At 70.3% G+C, this 15,093-nt stretch carries 15 protein-coding genes; 11 read left to right on the top strand and 4 right to left on the bottom strand.

Annotated elements, in window-relative coordinates; translation table 11 throughout:
• Positions 1 to 2,064, top strand: a 2,064-nt coding sequence (locus AOK22_RS14960) for an RICIN domain-containing protein (protein WP_341845570.1), incomplete at its 5' end; no start/stop codon positions are given.
• 70 nt (positions 2,065 to 2,134) lie between these two features.
• Here the strand turns inward: AOK22_RS14960 and AOK22_RS14955 are convergent.
• Both AOK22_RS14955 and AOK22_RS14950 read right to left on the bottom strand, forming a co-directional pair.
• On the bottom strand, positions 2,135 to 3,886 hold the full coding sequence (locus AOK22_RS14955; RefSeq protein WP_055699137.1) for a glycoside hydrolase family 35 protein: 1,752 nt from the start codon (positions 3,884 to 3,886) through the stop codon (positions 2,135 to 2,137).
• A 184-nt stretch (positions 3,887 to 4,070) separates the two neighbouring features.
• Entirely contained in the window at positions 4,071 to 4,532 is a 462-nt protein-coding gene (locus tag AOK22_RS14950; RefSeq protein ID WP_055699136.1) for a MarR family winged helix-turn-helix transcriptional regulator, read from the bottom strand.
• Between the two features lie 83 nt (positions 4,533 to 4,615).
• Between AOK22_RS14950 and AOK22_RS14945 the strand changes: the two genes are divergently transcribed.
• Positions 4,616 to 4,987, top strand: coding sequence for a VOC family protein (locus tag AOK22_RS14945; RefSeq protein ID WP_055699135.1), 372 nt, complete (start codon positions 4,616 to 4,618; stop codon positions 4,985 to 4,987).
• A 114-nt stretch (positions 4,988 to 5,101) separates the two neighbouring features.
• Here AOK22_RS14945 and AOK22_RS39720 read toward each other — a convergent pair whose 3' ends face one another.
• On the bottom strand, positions 5,102 to 5,305 hold the full coding sequence (locus AOK22_RS39720) for a hypothetical protein (protein WP_069887068.1): 204 nt from the start codon (positions 5,303 to 5,305) through the stop codon (positions 5,102 to 5,104).
• Positions 5,306 to 5,311: 6 nt separating this feature from the next.
• On the opposite strand from AOK22_RS39720, the gene AOK22_RS14940 reads away from it, so the two are divergent.
• The 3 genes from AOK22_RS14940 to AOK22_RS14930 all read left to right on the top strand — a co-directional run bounded on the left by AOK22_RS14940 (position 5,312) and on the right by AOK22_RS14930 (position 9,583).
• On the top strand, positions 5,312 to 5,869 hold the full coding sequence (locus AOK22_RS14940; RefSeq protein WP_244164800.1) for a PaaX family transcriptional regulator C-terminal domain-containing protein: 558 nt from the start codon (positions 5,312 to 5,314) through the stop codon (positions 5,867 to 5,869).
• A 194-nt stretch (positions 5,870 to 6,063) separates the two neighbouring features.
• A complete protein-coding gene (locus tag AOK22_RS14935; protein WP_055699134.1) occupies positions 6,064 to 7,158 on the top strand; it encodes an alpha/beta hydrolase in 1,095 nt (364 codons plus the stop codon).
• A gap of 1 nt (position 7,159) precedes the next feature.
• Positions 7,160 to 9,583 (top strand): GMC oxidoreductase, encoded by a 2,424-nt coding sequence (locus tag AOK22_RS14930; RefSeq protein WP_055699133.1) that lies wholly within the window; start codon positions 7,160 to 7,162, stop codon positions 9,581 to 9,583.
• Between the two features lie 22 nt (positions 9,584 to 9,605).
• On the opposite strand, the gene AOK22_RS14925 is transcribed toward AOK22_RS14930, so the two are convergent.
• Positions 9,606 to 10,523: a S41 family peptidase gene (locus AOK22_RS14925; RefSeq protein WP_055699132.1), complete on the bottom strand. Its 918-nt coding sequence runs from the start codon at positions 10,521 to 10,523 to the stop codon at positions 9,606 to 9,608.
• Between the two features lie 78 nt (positions 10,524 to 10,601).
• Here AOK22_RS14925 and AOK22_RS14920 point away from each other — a divergent pair, with 78 nt between their 5' ends.
• The 6 genes from AOK22_RS14920 to AOK22_RS43715 all read left to right on the top strand — a co-directional run.
• Positions 10,602 to 11,141, top strand: a complete 540-nt coding sequence (locus tag AOK22_RS14920) for an ArsR/SmtB family transcription factor (RefSeq protein ID WP_055699131.1) — start codon at positions 10,602 to 10,604, stop codon at positions 11,139 to 11,141.
• Positions 11,142 to 11,173: 32 nt separating this feature from the next.
• Positions 11,174 to 11,914, top strand: coding sequence for a class I SAM-dependent methyltransferase (locus tag AOK22_RS14915; RefSeq protein ID WP_055699130.1), 741 nt, complete (start codon positions 11,174 to 11,176; stop codon positions 11,912 to 11,914).
• A 214-nt stretch (positions 11,915 to 12,128) separates the two neighbouring features.
• Positions 12,129 to 12,884, top strand: coding sequence for a trypsin-like serine peptidase (locus AOK22_RS14910; protein ID WP_244164798.1), 756 nt, complete (start codon positions 12,129 to 12,131; stop codon positions 12,882 to 12,884).
• On the top strand, positions 12,881 to 13,054 hold the full coding sequence (locus AOK22_RS42720; protein ID WP_244164796.1) for a hypothetical protein: 174 nt from the start codon (positions 12,881 to 12,883) through the stop codon (positions 13,052 to 13,054). Before AOK22_RS14910 ends, AOK22_RS42720 begins: the two co-directional genes overlap by 4 nt.
• Positions 13,055 to 13,648: 594 nt before the next feature.
• Positions 13,649 to 14,401 (top strand): TylF/MycF family methyltransferase, encoded by a 753-nt coding sequence (locus tag AOK22_RS14905; protein ID WP_055699129.1) that lies wholly within the window; start codon positions 13,649 to 13,651, stop codon positions 14,399 to 14,401.
• A 26-nt stretch (positions 14,402 to 14,427) separates the two neighbouring features.
• The coding region (locus AOK22_RS43715; protein WP_055699128.1) for an acyl carrier protein at positions 14,428 to 15,093 on the top strand (666 nt) is incomplete at its 3' end.

The raw sequence follows: 15,093 nt of genomic DNA, 5'->3' as shown, positions 1-15,093 counted from the left end.
GCCCCCAGGGAGCAGCACGTGTTGTCCTTACCTCCGAGCGACCGGCCGATACCTCGTCCGCAGCGCACCCCCCGCCTCCGGAGCCTCGCCGCCGCCTGCGCCGTCCTGGCCTCGACCGCCCTCCTGCCCACGGTCACCACACCGCGGGCGAACGCGGCCACCGCCGCCGAGACGCTGACCGTCCGCCCCGACCCCAGTTACCAGCAGCCCGCCTTCGAGGGCTGGGGCACGGCCCTCGCCTGGTTCGCCAACGTCACCGGAGGCTGGCCCGACGACCGGCGCAACCAGCTGGCCGACGACCTCTACGGCGCCGAAGGACTCGGTTTCACCGTGGCCCGCTACAACATCGGCGGCGGCGACAGCCCCGAAACCACCCCCTACATGCGGGCCGGGGCCGCGGTGCCGGGCTACTGGAACCGGCCGGGGGAAGAGAGCAAGGACTGGTGGAACCCCGACACCCCGACGCACTGGAACGACGGGGCCGACGCGCACCAGCGCTGGTGGCTCACCGCGGCCAGGAAACGCGGCGCCGGCACCTTCGAGGCGTTCTCCAACTCCGCCCCCTACTTCATGACCAACAGCGGACTCGTCTCCGGAGCCGCCGACCCCAAGCAGGACAACCTCCGCCCCGACCAGTACGAGCGCTTCGCCGCCTACCTCGCCGGCTCGCTCCGGCGCGCCGAACAGGGCTCGGGCGTCACCTTCGACTCGATCTCCCCGGTCAACGAGCCCAACACCGACTACTGGCGGGCCGGCGGACGGCAGGAGGGCTCGCACTGGGACCCCGCCTCCCAGGCCCGCATGATCACCACCTTGCGCTCGGCCCTCGACGCCCACGGCATCGCGGCGCCGATCGCGGCCATGGACGAGACGAACCCGGGCCTTGCCCGCGCGAACTGGGAACACTACGCGCCCGCCGTACGCAAGGCCGTGGGCCGGATCAACACCCACACCTATGGCACGAACGGGCGCACCGGAGTGCGTGACGTCGCCAAGGGCGAGGACACCCCGCTGTGGATGTCCGAGGTGGACGTCGGCGGCAGCGTCCCGCAGAGCTTCACCGACATGAGCCCCGCGCTGGACCTCGCCCAGCGGATCAACGACGACATCCGGGAACTGGAGCCGCGGGCCTGGGTGCTGTGGCAGGCCGTCGAGGACTTCGAGAACATGAGTCCTGGCCGTGAGGACTCCAACTGGGGCCTCATCCAGACCGACTTCACGCCGGACGACGCGGCCACCGAACCGCTGCGCAAGAACAAGAAGTACTGGGCCATGGCGCAGTACAGCCGCTTCGTCAGGCCCGGTGCCCGCGTCATCGGCACCGACGATCCGAACACGCTCGCGGCGGTGCGCCCCGGCGGCAAGGGCCTCGTCCTCGTTCACACCAACCGCAGCGGCTCGGAACGCGATCTCACCCTGGACCTCGCCGGGTTCCGGAACGTCGGCGGCACCGTCGAACGCCACACCACCGACGCCGGCCGCAACGTCGAGCGCGGTACTGATCTGACTCTCAGCGGCAAGAACCTCAAAGCCACCGTGGGCGCCGGATCCGTCACCACGTTCGTGCTGCCCGGGGTCACCGGAGTGGACACGGCCACGGACAGCACACCCGCTGGGAAGCCACGGCAGATCCTCAACGACCACAGCGGGAAGGCGTTCACCGTAGCTGCCGTGGACGGCAGGGACGCTCCGGTGCAGCGCACCTCCGACGCCGCCGACCCCGCCCAGCAGTGGACGTTCACCAAGATGTCCCCGGACGACTGGGGCAGCACCGCCGCCTACCGGGTGACCAACGTCAAGACGGGCAAGGCACTCACGGTCGCGGACGGCGCGCTCGGATTCGCGGGCCCAGGGTCGGGGGCCGATCAGCAGTGGATGCGCTCGACCACCGGGGACGGCCACGCCACCCTGGTCAACAGGGCCTCCGGCCTCCTCCTGGACGTCCTCGACGAATCGACGGACGACGGCGCCCCCGTCGGCGTCTACCGGCCGACCACCGGGGCCAATCAGAGCTGGACCCTTCCCGAGGCCAAGGGAGCCAAGGGCAGAGCCCGCTCCCGGTGAGGGACGACACCCTGAAGGCAGGGCACCGCCCATCGGCCGGTGCCCTGCCTTCGGCCCTGCTGTCCCTGTTCTACTCCTCGGTGGGGCCGAGGTCGGCCGTCTCACGGAAGTCGACGGTACGGGCGCGGGCCGCGGCGTGGAGTTCCAGCACCACGATCTCGTTCGTGCCGGTGCGCAGGACCGGAGCGGGGACGTACAGCGACCTCTGGGGGCCACGGGACCAGTACCGGCCGAGCGGGAAGCCATTGACCCAGGCGTTGCCCTTGGTCCAGCCGTCGAGGTGGAGGAAGGTGTCGGCCGTCCCGGTCAGTTCGAAGGTGCCCCGGTGGAAGGCCGGACCGACGGTGGGTGTCGTACCAGGGGCGAAGGGGATGCCCTCCAGCGAGGTCATCGGGAGCGGACGACTGGTCCAGTCGGCGAGCGGGACACCGTCGAGGAGGACGTCCCCGAGCAGGCCCTTGCGGTCGTGGATGCCCTGGCCGTAATTCACCCTCCCCTGGTTCTCGACGAGGATCGTCAGGGTGCTGCCGGTCCTCGGGACCGTGAAGGCGAGGGCGTGCTCGTGGTTCTCGCGTTCCAGGACGCCCACGGGCTGTCCGTCGACGAAGACCTGGGCACGGTCGCGGACCTGCTCCACTTCCAGCAGGGCCGGGCCCCTCAAGGGCAGAGAGGTCTCGTAGAGGACGAAGCCGAAGTCCTGCTCCAGTTCCTCCATGGTGAGAGGGCGGCGCGCTGCGACGGCCGGCGCCAGCGCGTCCGCGTTCGGCAGGAGTTCGGCATGCTCGGTCAGGGTGACCGCGGCGTGCGCCAGCTTGGGGCCGGGCGCGGGGACGGGCTCGCTCGGTACGGGCGCGTACTTGGCGATGATCTCGCGGAAGGCGGTGTACTTCTCCGTCGGGTCGCCCGCTTCGTCGAGGGGCGCGTCGTAGTCGTACGACGTGACGGTGGGCCGGTACGTGTGCTTGTCGTTGGCACCGTTGGTGAAGCCGAAGTTGGTGCCTCCGTGGAACATGTAGAAGTTGACCGAGGCGCCGGAGCCGAGGAGTTCGTCCAGCTCGCGGGCCGCCTGGTCGGCGTCGCGGACCACGTGGTGGGCGCCCCAGCGGTCGAACCAGCCGATCCAGAACTCCGTCGTCATCAGCGGCCCGTCCGGCCGCGATCCGCGCACGGCCGCCAGGTGGTGGGCCGAGCGGCTGCCGAAGTTGGCCGTCGCGAGGGTGCCGGGCAGTGCGCCCCGCTCCAGGTCGGACGGCTGGTCGCAGGTGAAGAGAGGAACGTCGACCCCGCAGCGGCGCAGCGAGTCGGCGAGGTGCTCCAGGTAGGCGGTGTCGTCGCCGTACGCCCCGTACTCGTTCTCCACCTGCACGGCCAGGACCGGGCCGCCCTGCGAGGCCAGGCGGGTGCGGAGCGGGGTGAGCAATCGCGTGAAGTAGTCGTCGACCGCCGCCAGGAACCGCGGGTCGCACGAGCGCAGCCGTATGCCGGGTTCGGCGAGCAGCCAGGACGGCAGGCCGCCGCCCTCCCATTCGGCGCAGATGTACGGGCCCGGGCGGAGCAGGACGTACAGGCCCTCGGCGGCGGCCAAGTCGAGGAACCGGGGAAGGTCGAGGCCCTCGTCCAGGTGGAAGCGGTCGGGCCTCGGCTGGTGGAGGTTCCAGGGTACGTACGTCTCCACCGTGTTGAGGCCCATCAGTCGGGCCTTGCGCAGGCGGTCCGGCCACTGCTCCGGGTGGACCCGGAAGTAGTGGAGCCCACCGGACAGGAGCCGGAAAGGCCGACCGTCAAGCAGGAAACCGGCCTTGTCTGCCTGGAGAACTGGCATGGGTGTGCTGCTCCTGTTGCTCGTGAGGACGGGTACGGGGGCGAGGTGGGCCCACTCGATATGTTTACGTAAACATATCGTCGTGACAACCCCGCGGGACGCGCATTGCGCAGGCCTGCCTCTCGACCCCCACCGAGGCGGCACCCCTGCGGGACCTTCACTCCCCGGCACACCCAAGGGCGGATCAGTCCTCCAGGACCTCCGAGATGCGGCGGAGGTCGGCGAGGAGCGCCGATACGCGCTCGGGCGGCATCGCCTCGACCATGCGCTGTTCGATCGCGTACACGGCGGCCTGGACCGCGGCGAGACGCCTCCGCCCCTCGTCGGTCAGGCGCGCGGGCCGGGCCCGGCCGTGATCGGCCGCGGCGGGGCGGGTGATCAGCCCCGCCTCTTGCAGGCCCCGCAGGACGACGTTCCCGGACTGCCGGGTGACGAACGTCGCGCGGGCGAGGTCGGCGTTGGACATGCCGGGCCGCTGGGCCAGGAGCTCAAGGGTGGAGTACTGCGGCACGGTCAGCCCGTGCTCGCGCAGCACCTTGTCCATGGCGGCGCGCAAGGCGGCCTGGGCCCGCTTGAGCAGGTACCCCACGTGGTGGGTGACATCGTCCGCGGGACCTGACGACTCCGTCGACACACTCTCATCCATGTCAGCATTTTGACATGAAGGTCGCCGAGCCCTAATCTCCGATGTCAAAGTCCTGACATCGAATAAGAGGGAAAGGCACGCTCATGTCTGTTGCCATCGACGGTCCCGACTTCGTCGCCCTGCAGGTCCACGACGTGGAAGCCGCGGCGCTCTTCTGCGAGCGGCACCTGGGTCTGCGGCGAGCCGCCGTCTCACCGCCGCACGCGGTCGTGTTCGACACCAAGCCGACCCCGTTCGCCGTCCGCGCGCCCCTCCCCGGCGTCGACCTCGGCGACACCGCACGGCCCGGCCTCGGTGTGATCCTCTGGTTCCGCACCACCGACGCCCACCAGCTCCACGACCAGCTGGTCGCCGCCGGCATCAAGATCGTCGAACCCATGGCGGACAGCCCCTTCGGGCCGAAGTTCTCCTTCGAGGGCCCGGAGGGATACACGCTCACGGCGCACGGAGGCTGACCGAGGAACCGCGCCCCTCGGCGCGGGTACGCCTCCGCGCGCCCACACCGCCGAGGCCCCGGCGCTCGACGGTTCCCCGAACAGCCGGTTCAGCGGGCCGAGTTCACGGACGCTTCATGGACTGGCGTGGCCGCCGCGGCCGAGCTCCCCGAGGAACCGCCTTTGGCTGTCCAGGAATCCGTCCGCGAAGAGCGAGCGGGGAGAGAAGAGCGCGGTAAAGGTGATCTTGAGGTCCGACTGCTCAATGGACTGCTTGAGCAGCGAATGGGCCGCGTCCGGGTAGGACGTGACCGTCAGCGCGCCACCTGCGTCCAGCACCCTTCGGTGCCCGAGTCGGCGCGCACCGCCCGCGACACCCTGCGCGAGACCCTCGTCCACCTCGGTGGCGCCCCGCTCCAGGGCGGGTTGTACGTCTGCGCCAACGCGTGGGAACCGTACGTCGAAGAAGCGGCCCACCGCCTCGGCGCCCACGGCTCGCTCACCCTGCTCACCACGACGGACCTGCGCAGGGGCGACACCCAGGAGCCTGCCGAACTCGCCCGCCGGCTGTGGCCCCTGCAGGAGATCGCCGACCGCTACCACCGCCTCGGCCGCATCGCCCGGCCCCGTCTCGCCCGGCTCACCGGCCCTGCCGAACTGTCCTCGTCCGCGCTCCTCACCATCGCTGTCGAGCTGGCCGCCGAACTCACCCGCGCCATGGAGCCCGATCCGCTGCTGCCGCCGCAGCTCCTGCCCCGGCCCTGGCCCGGCACCCGGGCGCGGGAGCAGATCGCCCAGTGCTGGGCGGCCCTGTACGAACGTGACCAGGGCGAAGCCCGCCCGGTCCTCTTCCGTCTCTACGCCGACATCACCCGGGAAGCGGCGGACCGGGTCACGCGCTGACGAGGGAACGGACGGCGCCGGTCGCGCCCCTCATACCAGTGGCCTACTCCCCCGTACCGCGCTGGTTGGAACCACCACGGCCCTACCGCCAGAGACCTAGGAACAGATCACCCGCCGGTGGGATGTGGGCACTTGGCCGCGGCCCCTAGCGTTTTCACCCTGGCGAAGCGCAACGCGGAGACGGGGGCCTGGTCATGCGGCACGGCATTGTCCGGCACACGCTGGAGGGAGTGCCGGATGCGCGGATCTCGACGCATCCGTTCACCACCTCGGATGGGCTGGCCCTGCACCTGACCCGCTTTCAGCGGGGTGAGAGCGACGACGTCGTACTCCTGATGCACGGCCTGACCGCATCGAGCGACCTGTTCATCATGCCCGAGCACTACAACATGGCCACCTATCTCCTGGACCACGGTTTTTCGGATGTGTGGACCGTCGACCTACGGATGAGCAATCGGTATCCGTACAACACCGAACCCGGGGACTCCTCGATCGACGACGTCGTGCACTACGACCACCCGGCCATGATGGACGAACTGCGTCGGCACGTCGGGCAGCGGCGCATCCACGTCGTCGCCCACTGCCTGGGCTCCGCGTCGTTCTGCATGAGCCTGGCCGCGGGCACCGTCACGGGGATCGCCAGTATGGTCGCGCAGAGCGTGGGCCTGGTCGTCAAGGTGCCCGGCTGGTCCCGGTGGAAGATCGAACTGGCCCCGCCCCTGCTCGAGCATGCCCTGGGACTGTCGGCCATCGATCCCCGGATGGGGGCATCGGCTCGCTTCACGCGTTCCTGGGCGCTGTCGAAACTGGTGTCGCTCGGGCACCCCGAGTGCGACAACTCCGCGTGCCATCTGGTGAGTCTGATGTGGGGCGCCGGCTGGCCCGCCCTGTACAGCCACGCCAACCTGGAGCCGCGGACGCACGACCGGATCGCCGATCTGCTCGGGCCCACCGGCCTGCACTACTACCGGCACATCCGGAAGATGGTGCGGGCCGGGCACGCGGTCAAGTACGACCCCGGCGACCGGCGCCACGCGGCGCTGCCCGACGACTATCTCGCGCACGCCGCCGACATCAGCACGCCGATCCTCTTCATGACGGGGCAGAACAACCACGTCTTCAGCGACTCCAACGTCGTCTGTCACCAGGAGCTCGACCGGGTCGTCCCCGACCGGCACGAGGTGGCGGTCCTGCCCGGCTACGGCTATCTGGACCCGATCATCGGCAAGAAGGCCCACCTGGACGTCTTTCCGCTGATCCTGGACTTCATCCGACGGCGGGCGGTCTGACATGGCCCGGGACAGGACCGCGACCGAGCAGGTGGACGCCCTGGTCGTCGGCTCGGGGTTCGGCGGCTCGGTCGCCGCCTGCCGACTGGCGCAGGCCGGTCTTGGTGTGGTGGTGATGGAGCGCGGCCGGGACTATCCGCCGGGCAGCTTCGCCCGCTCCCCCGCCCAGGCCGCCCGTGCCTTCTGGGCGCCTGAGGCCGGCTCCTACGGCTTGTTCGACGTGCGGGGCTTCCGCCACTTCGACTCCGTCGTCGCCAGCGGCCTCGGCGGCGGTTCACTCATCTACGCCAACGTGCTGCTGCGCAAGGACGAACGCTGGTTCGTCGACCGGGAGCAGCTGCCGGGCGGCGGCTACGAGTCCTGGCCCGTGACCCGCGCGGACCTCGATCCTCACTACGACGCGGTCGAGCGGGTACTGACTCCCACGCCGTATCCCGCGGATCACCCGGGATACGACGACGTGCCCAAGGTCCGGGCGATGCGCACCGCGGCCGACCGGCTGGCCCTCCAGCACTTCCTCCCGCCGCTCGCCGTCAGCTTCGCGCCCGAGCCCGGCGGCCGGCCCGGCATCGGTCTGCCGATCGTCGAAGCGGACGGCGGGAACCTGCACGGGGTCACCCGACGGACGTGCCGGCTGTGCGGGGAGTGCAACATCGGCTGCAACGAGGGAGCCAAGAACAGCCTCGACTTCACCTACCTCTCGGCCGCCCGACAGCACGGCGCCGATCTGCGCACGGGACACGAGGTACGCACGATCCGGCCCACCGCTCGCGGCGGTTACGAAGTCGACTACGTACGGCACGACCCCACCCAGGAGGGTGTACCCGCCGACCGCATACCGGTCCGCACCCTCCTCTGCGACCGGCTGGTCCTGGCCGCCGGCACCTACGGCACCTCGTACCTCCTGCTGCGCAGCCGCCGACAGCTCCCCGGGATCGGCGCGGCCCTGGGCACACGCTTCTCCGGCAACGGCGACATCCTCTCGTTCGCCGTCCGCACCAAGGACCGTCACGGCGCTCGCCCCTCCAGCGTGGACCCGACCCGCGGCCCGGTCATCACCAGCACCATCCGGCTGCCCGACGACCTCGACGGACAGGACCAACATGCTTTCGCGCCGCCAGGACGGGGCGCCTACATCCAGGACGGCGGCTATCCGGCCTTCGTCAGCTGGCTGGTCGAAGCGGCCGGCCTGCCCCAGGACGCGGGGCGGGCGGGACGCTTCCTGCTGCGGCAGCTCGCCGCGCACACCGTGGGCGACCCGGGCACCGTCTCCGCCTCGCTCGCCGGCCTCCTGGACGGCGGAGCCCTGTCGGACACCTCTCTGCCGCTGCTCGGCATGGGCCGCGACACGCCGGACGGACTTCTCGTGCTGCGCCGCGGCGCCCTGGACGCCGAGTGGTCCACGGCCGGCAGTGCCCAGCACTACGCACGCCTGCGCGCCGCCCTGCGTGCCGTGTCCGAGGCTCTCGACGGACGCTACGCGGACAGCCCGCACTGGCTTCTCAAGAGGATCATCACCGTCCACCCCTGCGGCGGAGCGCCCATGGGAAGGAATCAAGTGGAGGGTGTCTGCGACGAGTTCGGCGAGGTGTACGGGCATCCGGGCCTGTACGTCATGGACGCCGCGGCGCTGCCGGGTCCGGTCGGCACCAACCCTGCCCTGACCGTGGCGGCACTGGCCGACCGGGCCTGCACCCGGCTGCTGGAGAAGCGTGACTCCGCGACACCCACCCCGTCGTCCGGCGCGACGTCACTGGCCTCGGCCACCTACCCTCAGCACAGCTCGGTGCAGTTCACCGAGACGATGAAGGGCAGCTTCGCGAGGGGGCTGAGTGATCCGCGTGCCGCCCAGCGCTCCCCCGCGCGTGAACCGCTCCGCGTCCGGCTCACGCTCACCATCGAGGACATCGACGACTTCCTGGCACGGCCCGAGCATGTCGCGCGCGCCGACGGCTGGATCGAGGCGCGCGGCCTGGGCGGCCGGCGTCCGGTGACCGACGGCGAGTTCCACTTCTTCGGCGCCGGCCGGACACGGGACCATCGTGAACTGCGCTACCGGCTGTTCCTCACCGACAGCACCGGTGCCGCCCGCACGATGATCGGCGTCAAGGACCTCGCTCCCGCAGGACTCACGAGGATCTGGCCGGCGACCACCACGCTGCCGTACGTCCTCCTGGAAGGGCACGTGCCCCAGGGCGAGGACCCCACGGCAGACATCGTCGCCGCGGGAACCCTGCGCATCTCTCTGCCCGACTTCCTGCGCCAGCTCACCACCTTCCGCACGACGGGCCGACACTCCGCGGCGGCGCTCGCCCGCTTCCACGCCTTCTTCCTGGACGAGTTGCGCCGGATCTACTGGCCGGTCAGGCGGGCGGGTCCTGGGCACCGCGGCCCGCGCGATCCTGGCCATGCGCCGGGCGGCTGACTCCGCAACGAGCCGGACCGGTTCAACCTGCCAGTCGGGCGAGGGCCAGTCCGTGCGCGTGATCGAGGGAGTCGGCAGCAGCGCAGGGGACGTCCGGCTGCACACCGGTGCCCTCCCAGTTCGCGCCGGAGACGGGGTTGACGGCGCGGCCGACGGGGACGGTGACTTCCAGGTGCGGGTGCACGGTCCACCCCTGACACGGGTGTGCGCCGCCGCGGGTGCGCTCGCCGACGACGACGGCGCGGCCGAGCTGCTGGAGGTCGTACGCCAGTTCCTCAGCGGCGGAGAAGGTGCTGTCACTGGACAGCACGTACAACGGCTTGCTGCCACCGAAGCGCGCGCCGGGAACGTACGGCAGGCTCCAGGACTGCTCGCTGCGCCCGCCGCCGCGCCAGTGCATGGTGTTGAGGTGGGTGCGCTCGTCCAGGAGGTAGCTGCAGACGAAGGCGACCGTGTCCGGGTCGCCGCCCCGGTTGGAGCGGAGGTCCACGATCAGCGCCTGGGCGCGGGACGCCAGGGTGAGCACGGCGCCCAGCGGCTCGGCCGCCCACTCCAACGGAAACAGCATCGGCGCCAGCTCCACCACCGCGACACCTCCGTCGAGCAACTCCACCCGGGGCGCACCGCCCAGCGAGGTGTCGAAGTCCCGGCGCATGGCGTCCAAGGTGGCGGCCCCCCGCTCCGGGGACACCGGGTCGGCGTGGTGCTTCAGTCTCAGGTGCCGGTCGCCGTTGACGGACTGCAGGTCCGCGGTGACCAGACGGGCGAGCTCCTCGGCATCCTCGACGTCATAGGCGCCCTCGGTGAGGCGTTGTCGCAGCAGGCCTGCGAGCTGCTCGGCCGTGTCGGGGAACACATAGTGCTCGGTCAGCAGGCGGACCGTCTCGTCGATGACAGGGGCGGGTGCGGGGGCAGGGAGAAGCTTCGTGAGTGTCGTCATGGCAGGGAGTAGAGCACTGCCCTTGCGAAAGCGTCAAAGAGTTTAGACACTTTCGGTATGCGAGATCAGCCTTCCCCCATGCCGCCGCCTGAGGATGTCCTGGAGATCGGCGCCCCCGAGCAGTTCGCGGCGCTCGCCCACCCGCTGCGCCAGCGGTTGCTCTTCGCCCTGACCCAACGGCCTGCCACCATCAGCCGGCTCGCGGCGCAGCTCGACGCGAAGAAGGGCAACGTGGCCCATCACCTCAAAGTGCTCCGCGAAGCCGGGCTGGTCCACATCGCCGAGACCCGCCAGGTCCGCGGCGGCACCGAGCAGTACTACCGGCGCACGGCCCGCCGCATGGTCGTCGCCGAACCCCAGGCGGCCGGCACCGCCGCGATGCTCGCCGCGGTCGCCCAGGAACTGGACCGCTCCCCCACCGAGCCCCACCTGACCCTGCGCCACCTGCGCCTCAGTCCCGAGAAGGCGAGAGAACTGGGCGAGATCCTCACCAACCTGGTCGACGAGGCCGAGGAAAGTGCAGAGGACGACCCCGTACACGGGGTGCTGGTGACGCTGTATCAACAGGCTCAGCCGCCGGACCGAGGCGACGGCCGGCCCGTGCCCTCATCGTGTTGACCGCCCCCGGCAGGCAGTGCTGGAGTCGGCATGTGGACAGCATCCCCGCCAACCGGCGACTCTGGAACCAGATCAGCAGCGCCTACCAGCACGAGCACGACCCACGCATCGGCGCCGCGCCGCGGCTGTGGGGCATGTACTCCATCCCCGACGCGCACCTGAACGCCCTGGGCGACGTCACCGGCAAGCGCGTCCTCGAACTCGGCTGCGGCGCCGGCCAGTGGTCCAGGGCGCTCGCCGCCGAGGGGGCCACCGTGGTCGGGCTCGACCTGTCCGAAGTCCAACTCGCCGCGGCGGCAGACGCGATGGGAGCGGCCCGCTACCCGCTGGTGCAAGGTGCCGCCGAACAACTCCCCTTCGCCGACGGCAGCTTCGACCTGGTGTTCTGCGACTTCGGTGGGCTCAGCTGGGCGCCCCCGCACCTGGCCGTCCCGCAGGCCGCACGCGTCCTGGGCCGAGGCGGGCGCCTGGTGTTCAACGTCGCCAGCCCATGGTTCGAAGCATGCTACGACGAAGCCGCCCGCCGCGTGACCACGACGCTGCAGCAGAACTACTTCGGGCTGAACGCCATCGCCGAAGGCGACGGCGCGACCAGCTATCAGCTCACCTACGGCGGCTGGATCAAGGTCCTGCGCGGCGCGGGTCTCGTCATCGACGACCTCATCGAGCCGCGGCCCGACCTCGGAACACCCAACGGTTACAACGAGACCGACCCGACCGACTGGGCACACCGCTGGCCGGCGGAAATGCTCTGGGTGACGCACAAACCGTAGGTTCCCCCGCGCCGAGACGCGGCCGAGACGTGAAGGCACCCCACTCGACCGCACTGGACAATCGCCGTGCCCCACCGCGCCGGCGAAGCGGTCCCGTCCGCCGACCTCTGTGTCACAGATCATCGACAGCGCCAACCGAAGCCCCGGAAGCCCTCTCTAGCAGTGCGGGCCGACAGCCCGTCAGCCGTCCGCAGCCACAGAGAAGAGGCCGACCATGCCCGAGACCACCACTTCCGTGACCCGGCGTCTTCGCGGACGGGTCACAGGGCTCGCCGTGGCCGGTACGGCCCTCGCCCTTGCCGTTCCGGTCCCGGCGACCGCCGCGACCTCCGCGACCGTCCAGGCCCGTGCCGCCGCCGACCCGGTCTCCGTCCTGAAGTTCACCACCAAGGAGCGCAAGGACGCCCTCGCCTACTGGACGCCCGCCCGCATCAAGGCCGTCGGGAAGTCCGTGGACCTCGGCCCGACCGGGCCCAAGGCCCAGCCGTGGCGGGGCACCACCCTCAAGACCGTGGGGCGGCTGTTCTTCGTCAACGCGAGCGGCGCCGACACCTGGTGCACCGCGACCGCCGTCAAGAGCGCCAACCGCTCCACGGTGATGACCGCCGCCCACTGCGTGCGCCGGGGCTCCTCCCCCTACAACACCAACATGTCGATGGTATTCGTCCCCGCCTACCACAAGGGCAAGATGCCCCACGGCGCGTTCGCGGTACGCCAGGCCGCGACCCCGCGCACCTGGGAGACCGACTCGAAGAACGACATGTCCGCACTGACCGTCGACCCGCCAAGAGCGGCAAGAAGCTCACCGATGTCGTGGGCGGCCAGGACATCGCCTTCAACCGCCCCGTCGGCGGCACCGTCTCCTCCTTCGGCTACTCCGCCACCCGTCCGCAGCTCGGCGAGGAACTCCTGCGCTGTGTCGGTACGGCGAAGAAGGAGGACGGCACGCAGGCCATTCCCTGTGACATGAGCGGCGGCTCCAGCGGCGGCCCGTGGCTGGCCGACTTCAACGCCACCACCGGCAAGGGTGTGCTGGTCTCGGTCAACAGCGCGCTCGACTCCCTGGAGCCGACCAAGATGTTCGGCGAGATCTGGAAGACCACGGCCAAGAAGGTGTACGACCGCGCCCAGCAGAGCTGACGGGGCAGGCCGGGCCGTCGGTTCCGGCGCGGCTACCGTCCAGGTTTACCCGGATGCCGCGCTCGGTTGACTCGCGGATCAAACCACTGGTCGACGTGCCCCACACCTTCGTACCCCTAGCTTGCTGTGTCGACCGCACGACAACGCAAGCAGGGGGGCACCATCTGCCGATCCCTCACGGTCGCCCCCGCCTCACGAACCGGTCGGGGGCGCTTGGTCGTTGAAGAGCCAAGAAATGCCGCATCGAGGTGTGACGGACCAGGACCCACCGCACCGGCGCCGATGAGACATGCGCCGCGTCAGGCGGTCCGAGTGCATCCGTCGTCGGTGTTCTCGAACGCGCTCCAACCCCAGGCCGCCGCTCACCCAACCGACCTGCCACTTCACTGGTTTACCCGCCCTGGTCGGCTGGGAAGAGGTGCCTGATGATTCGAACACATTCTCAACTCGCGTCACGGGCGCCCCCGGAGTGATGGCTCAAACCATGACGCTCCGGGCTCAGGACGATCATCAAGTTGCGGCTTCCTCAGGACCACGCCGGTCGCCGCGCAATCGCGAGGCGTGAGGCGCGCCCCCTAATGACAGGACCGTCGCATGGAGTCGACCGCACAGCTCTACCTGGATCTCATGAAGAAGGTACTGGCGAACACGATCTACGAGGATCCGCCCATACCGGCCAGCTGGGCCCCCGCCGATGGCTATGACGAGCTCAACCGCAAACTCGGCGTCGACTGGCCGAGCGTCGCGCACACCATGATCGGGATACGCCGGCTCGAGAACATCGAGCACTGTGTGAAGACCGCGCTCAAGGACGGCGTTCCCGGCGACTTCATCGAGACCGGCGTGTGGCGCGGCGGGGCCTGCATCTTCATGCGGGCCGTGCTCAAGGCGTACGAGGTGACCGACCGGCGTGTCTGGGTGGCGGACTCGTTCGAGGGCATGCCGAAGGCGGACGCGTCGACCCACGCAGGGGACCGGCAACTCGCCTCCGACCGTTACAACGACTTCATGGCGACCGATCTGGCCACGGTCCGCCGGAACTTCGAGCGGTACGGCCTGCTCGACGACCAAGTACAGTTCCTGCCCGGCTGGTTCCGCGACACCCTTCCCACCGCTCCCATCGATCGACTCGCCGTACTGCGCTTGGACAGCGATCTGTACGAGTCGACGATGGACACCTTGGACCACTTGTATCCCAAGTTGTCGCCCGGCGGATTCGTGATCGTGGACGACTTCCACATTCCCGTGTGCGCCGAGGCGGTGCACGACTGGAGGGCCAAGTCCGGGGTCACGGACCCCATTCAGGACATCGACGGCCTGGGTGTCTATTGGCGGCGCGCGGCATGAGAGCACGAGGATCGCGGATTGGAGCAGTGGAAGTGACGGTGACCCCAGGCGACGTCCTCGCCTTTGTCTCGGGCCGACTTGCCGTCCCGAGCCAACCCTTCGAACCTGACCGCTCGTTCGTCGCCGCGGGCTCGGACTCGCTGACCCTCATGGCGCTGGCGCGGGCCCTGGAAGCCGAGTTCGGCGTGCGGGTGTCCGTCCGTGAACTGTTCACCGACGTGGACACCCCGGGGAAGCTGGCCGAGACCGTGTCGGCCCGCGCGGCCGCCCGACAACCGGTCGCAGATCCTCCGGACGCTGCGACCGCCCCTGCTGCGACCGCCCCCGCTACTCCGGCTGGCCCGACTGTGTCCGCGCCTTCCCCCGTCCCCGCTCAGTTCCCCGCCGAAGCCTCGCAGTTCGCTCAGCCCACACCCGTGCAAGCCTCGCCCGCCGCACCGGCACCGCCTCCGGCATCCAGCGGCGGCGACGCCTACGAGGCCGCCCTCGCTCTCTTCACCGACCAGTTGCAGCTGGCGGGCAAGATGATGACGCGCTTCTCCGAGCTGACCGCCGAACAGCTGAAGGTCCTCAGCGCGCTGCGCCCCGGCCCGGCCGTTGCCACGCACTCAGTCCCGTCGGCCCCAGCACTCAGCCGCCCCGACGCCGACCGCTCACAAGCCTCAACCGCAGCCGCCACCCCTGCCCCTGCG

The sequence above is a fragment of the Streptomyces silaceus genome (assembly GCF_001419745.1).
Classification (GTDB): Bacteria; Actinomycetota; Actinomycetes; order Streptomycetales; family Streptomycetaceae; genus Streptomyces; species Streptomyces silaceus.
Note: the sequence above shows the minus strand (reverse complement) of the source record. Positions and strands in the feature narration are given on the sequence as shown.

Coding starts and splice junctions, on each gene's coding strand:
- AOK22_RS14925 (WP_055699132.1), bottom strand. CDS start 10,523: ATGACGACACTCACGAAGCTTCTCCCTGCCCCCGCACCCGCCCCTGTC.
- AOK22_RS42720 (WP_244164796.1), top strand. CDS start 12,881: ATGAGCGGCGGCTCCAGCGGCGGCCCGTGGCTGGCCGACTTCAACGCC.
- AOK22_RS14955 (WP_055699137.1), bottom strand. CDS start 3,886: ATGCCAGTTCTCCAGGCAGACAAGGCCGGTTTCCTGCTTGACGGTCGG.
- AOK22_RS14935 (WP_055699134.1), top strand. CDS start 6,064: ATGCGGCACGGCATTGTCCGGCACACGCTGGAGGGAGTGCCGGATGCG.
- AOK22_RS14945 (WP_055699135.1), top strand. CDS start 4,616: ATGTCTGTTGCCATCGACGGTCCCGACTTCGTCGCCCTGCAGGTCCAC.
- AOK22_RS14930 (WP_055699133.1), top strand. CDS start 7,160: ATGGCCCGGGACAGGACCGCGACCGAGCAGGTGGACGCCCTGGTCGTC.
- AOK22_RS14950 (WP_055699136.1), bottom strand. CDS start 4,532: ATGGATGAGAGTGTGTCGACGGAGTCGTCAGGTCCCGCGGACGATGTC.
- AOK22_RS14905 (WP_055699129.1), top strand. CDS start 13,649: ATGGAGTCGACCGCACAGCTCTACCTGGATCTCATGAAGAAGGTACTG.
- AOK22_RS14920 (WP_055699131.1), top strand. CDS start 10,602: ATGCCGCCGCCTGAGGATGTCCTGGAGATCGGCGCCCCCGAGCAGTTC.
- AOK22_RS14910 (WP_244164798.1), top strand. CDS start 12,129: ATGCCCGAGACCACCACTTCCGTGACCCGGCGTCTTCGCGGACGGGTC.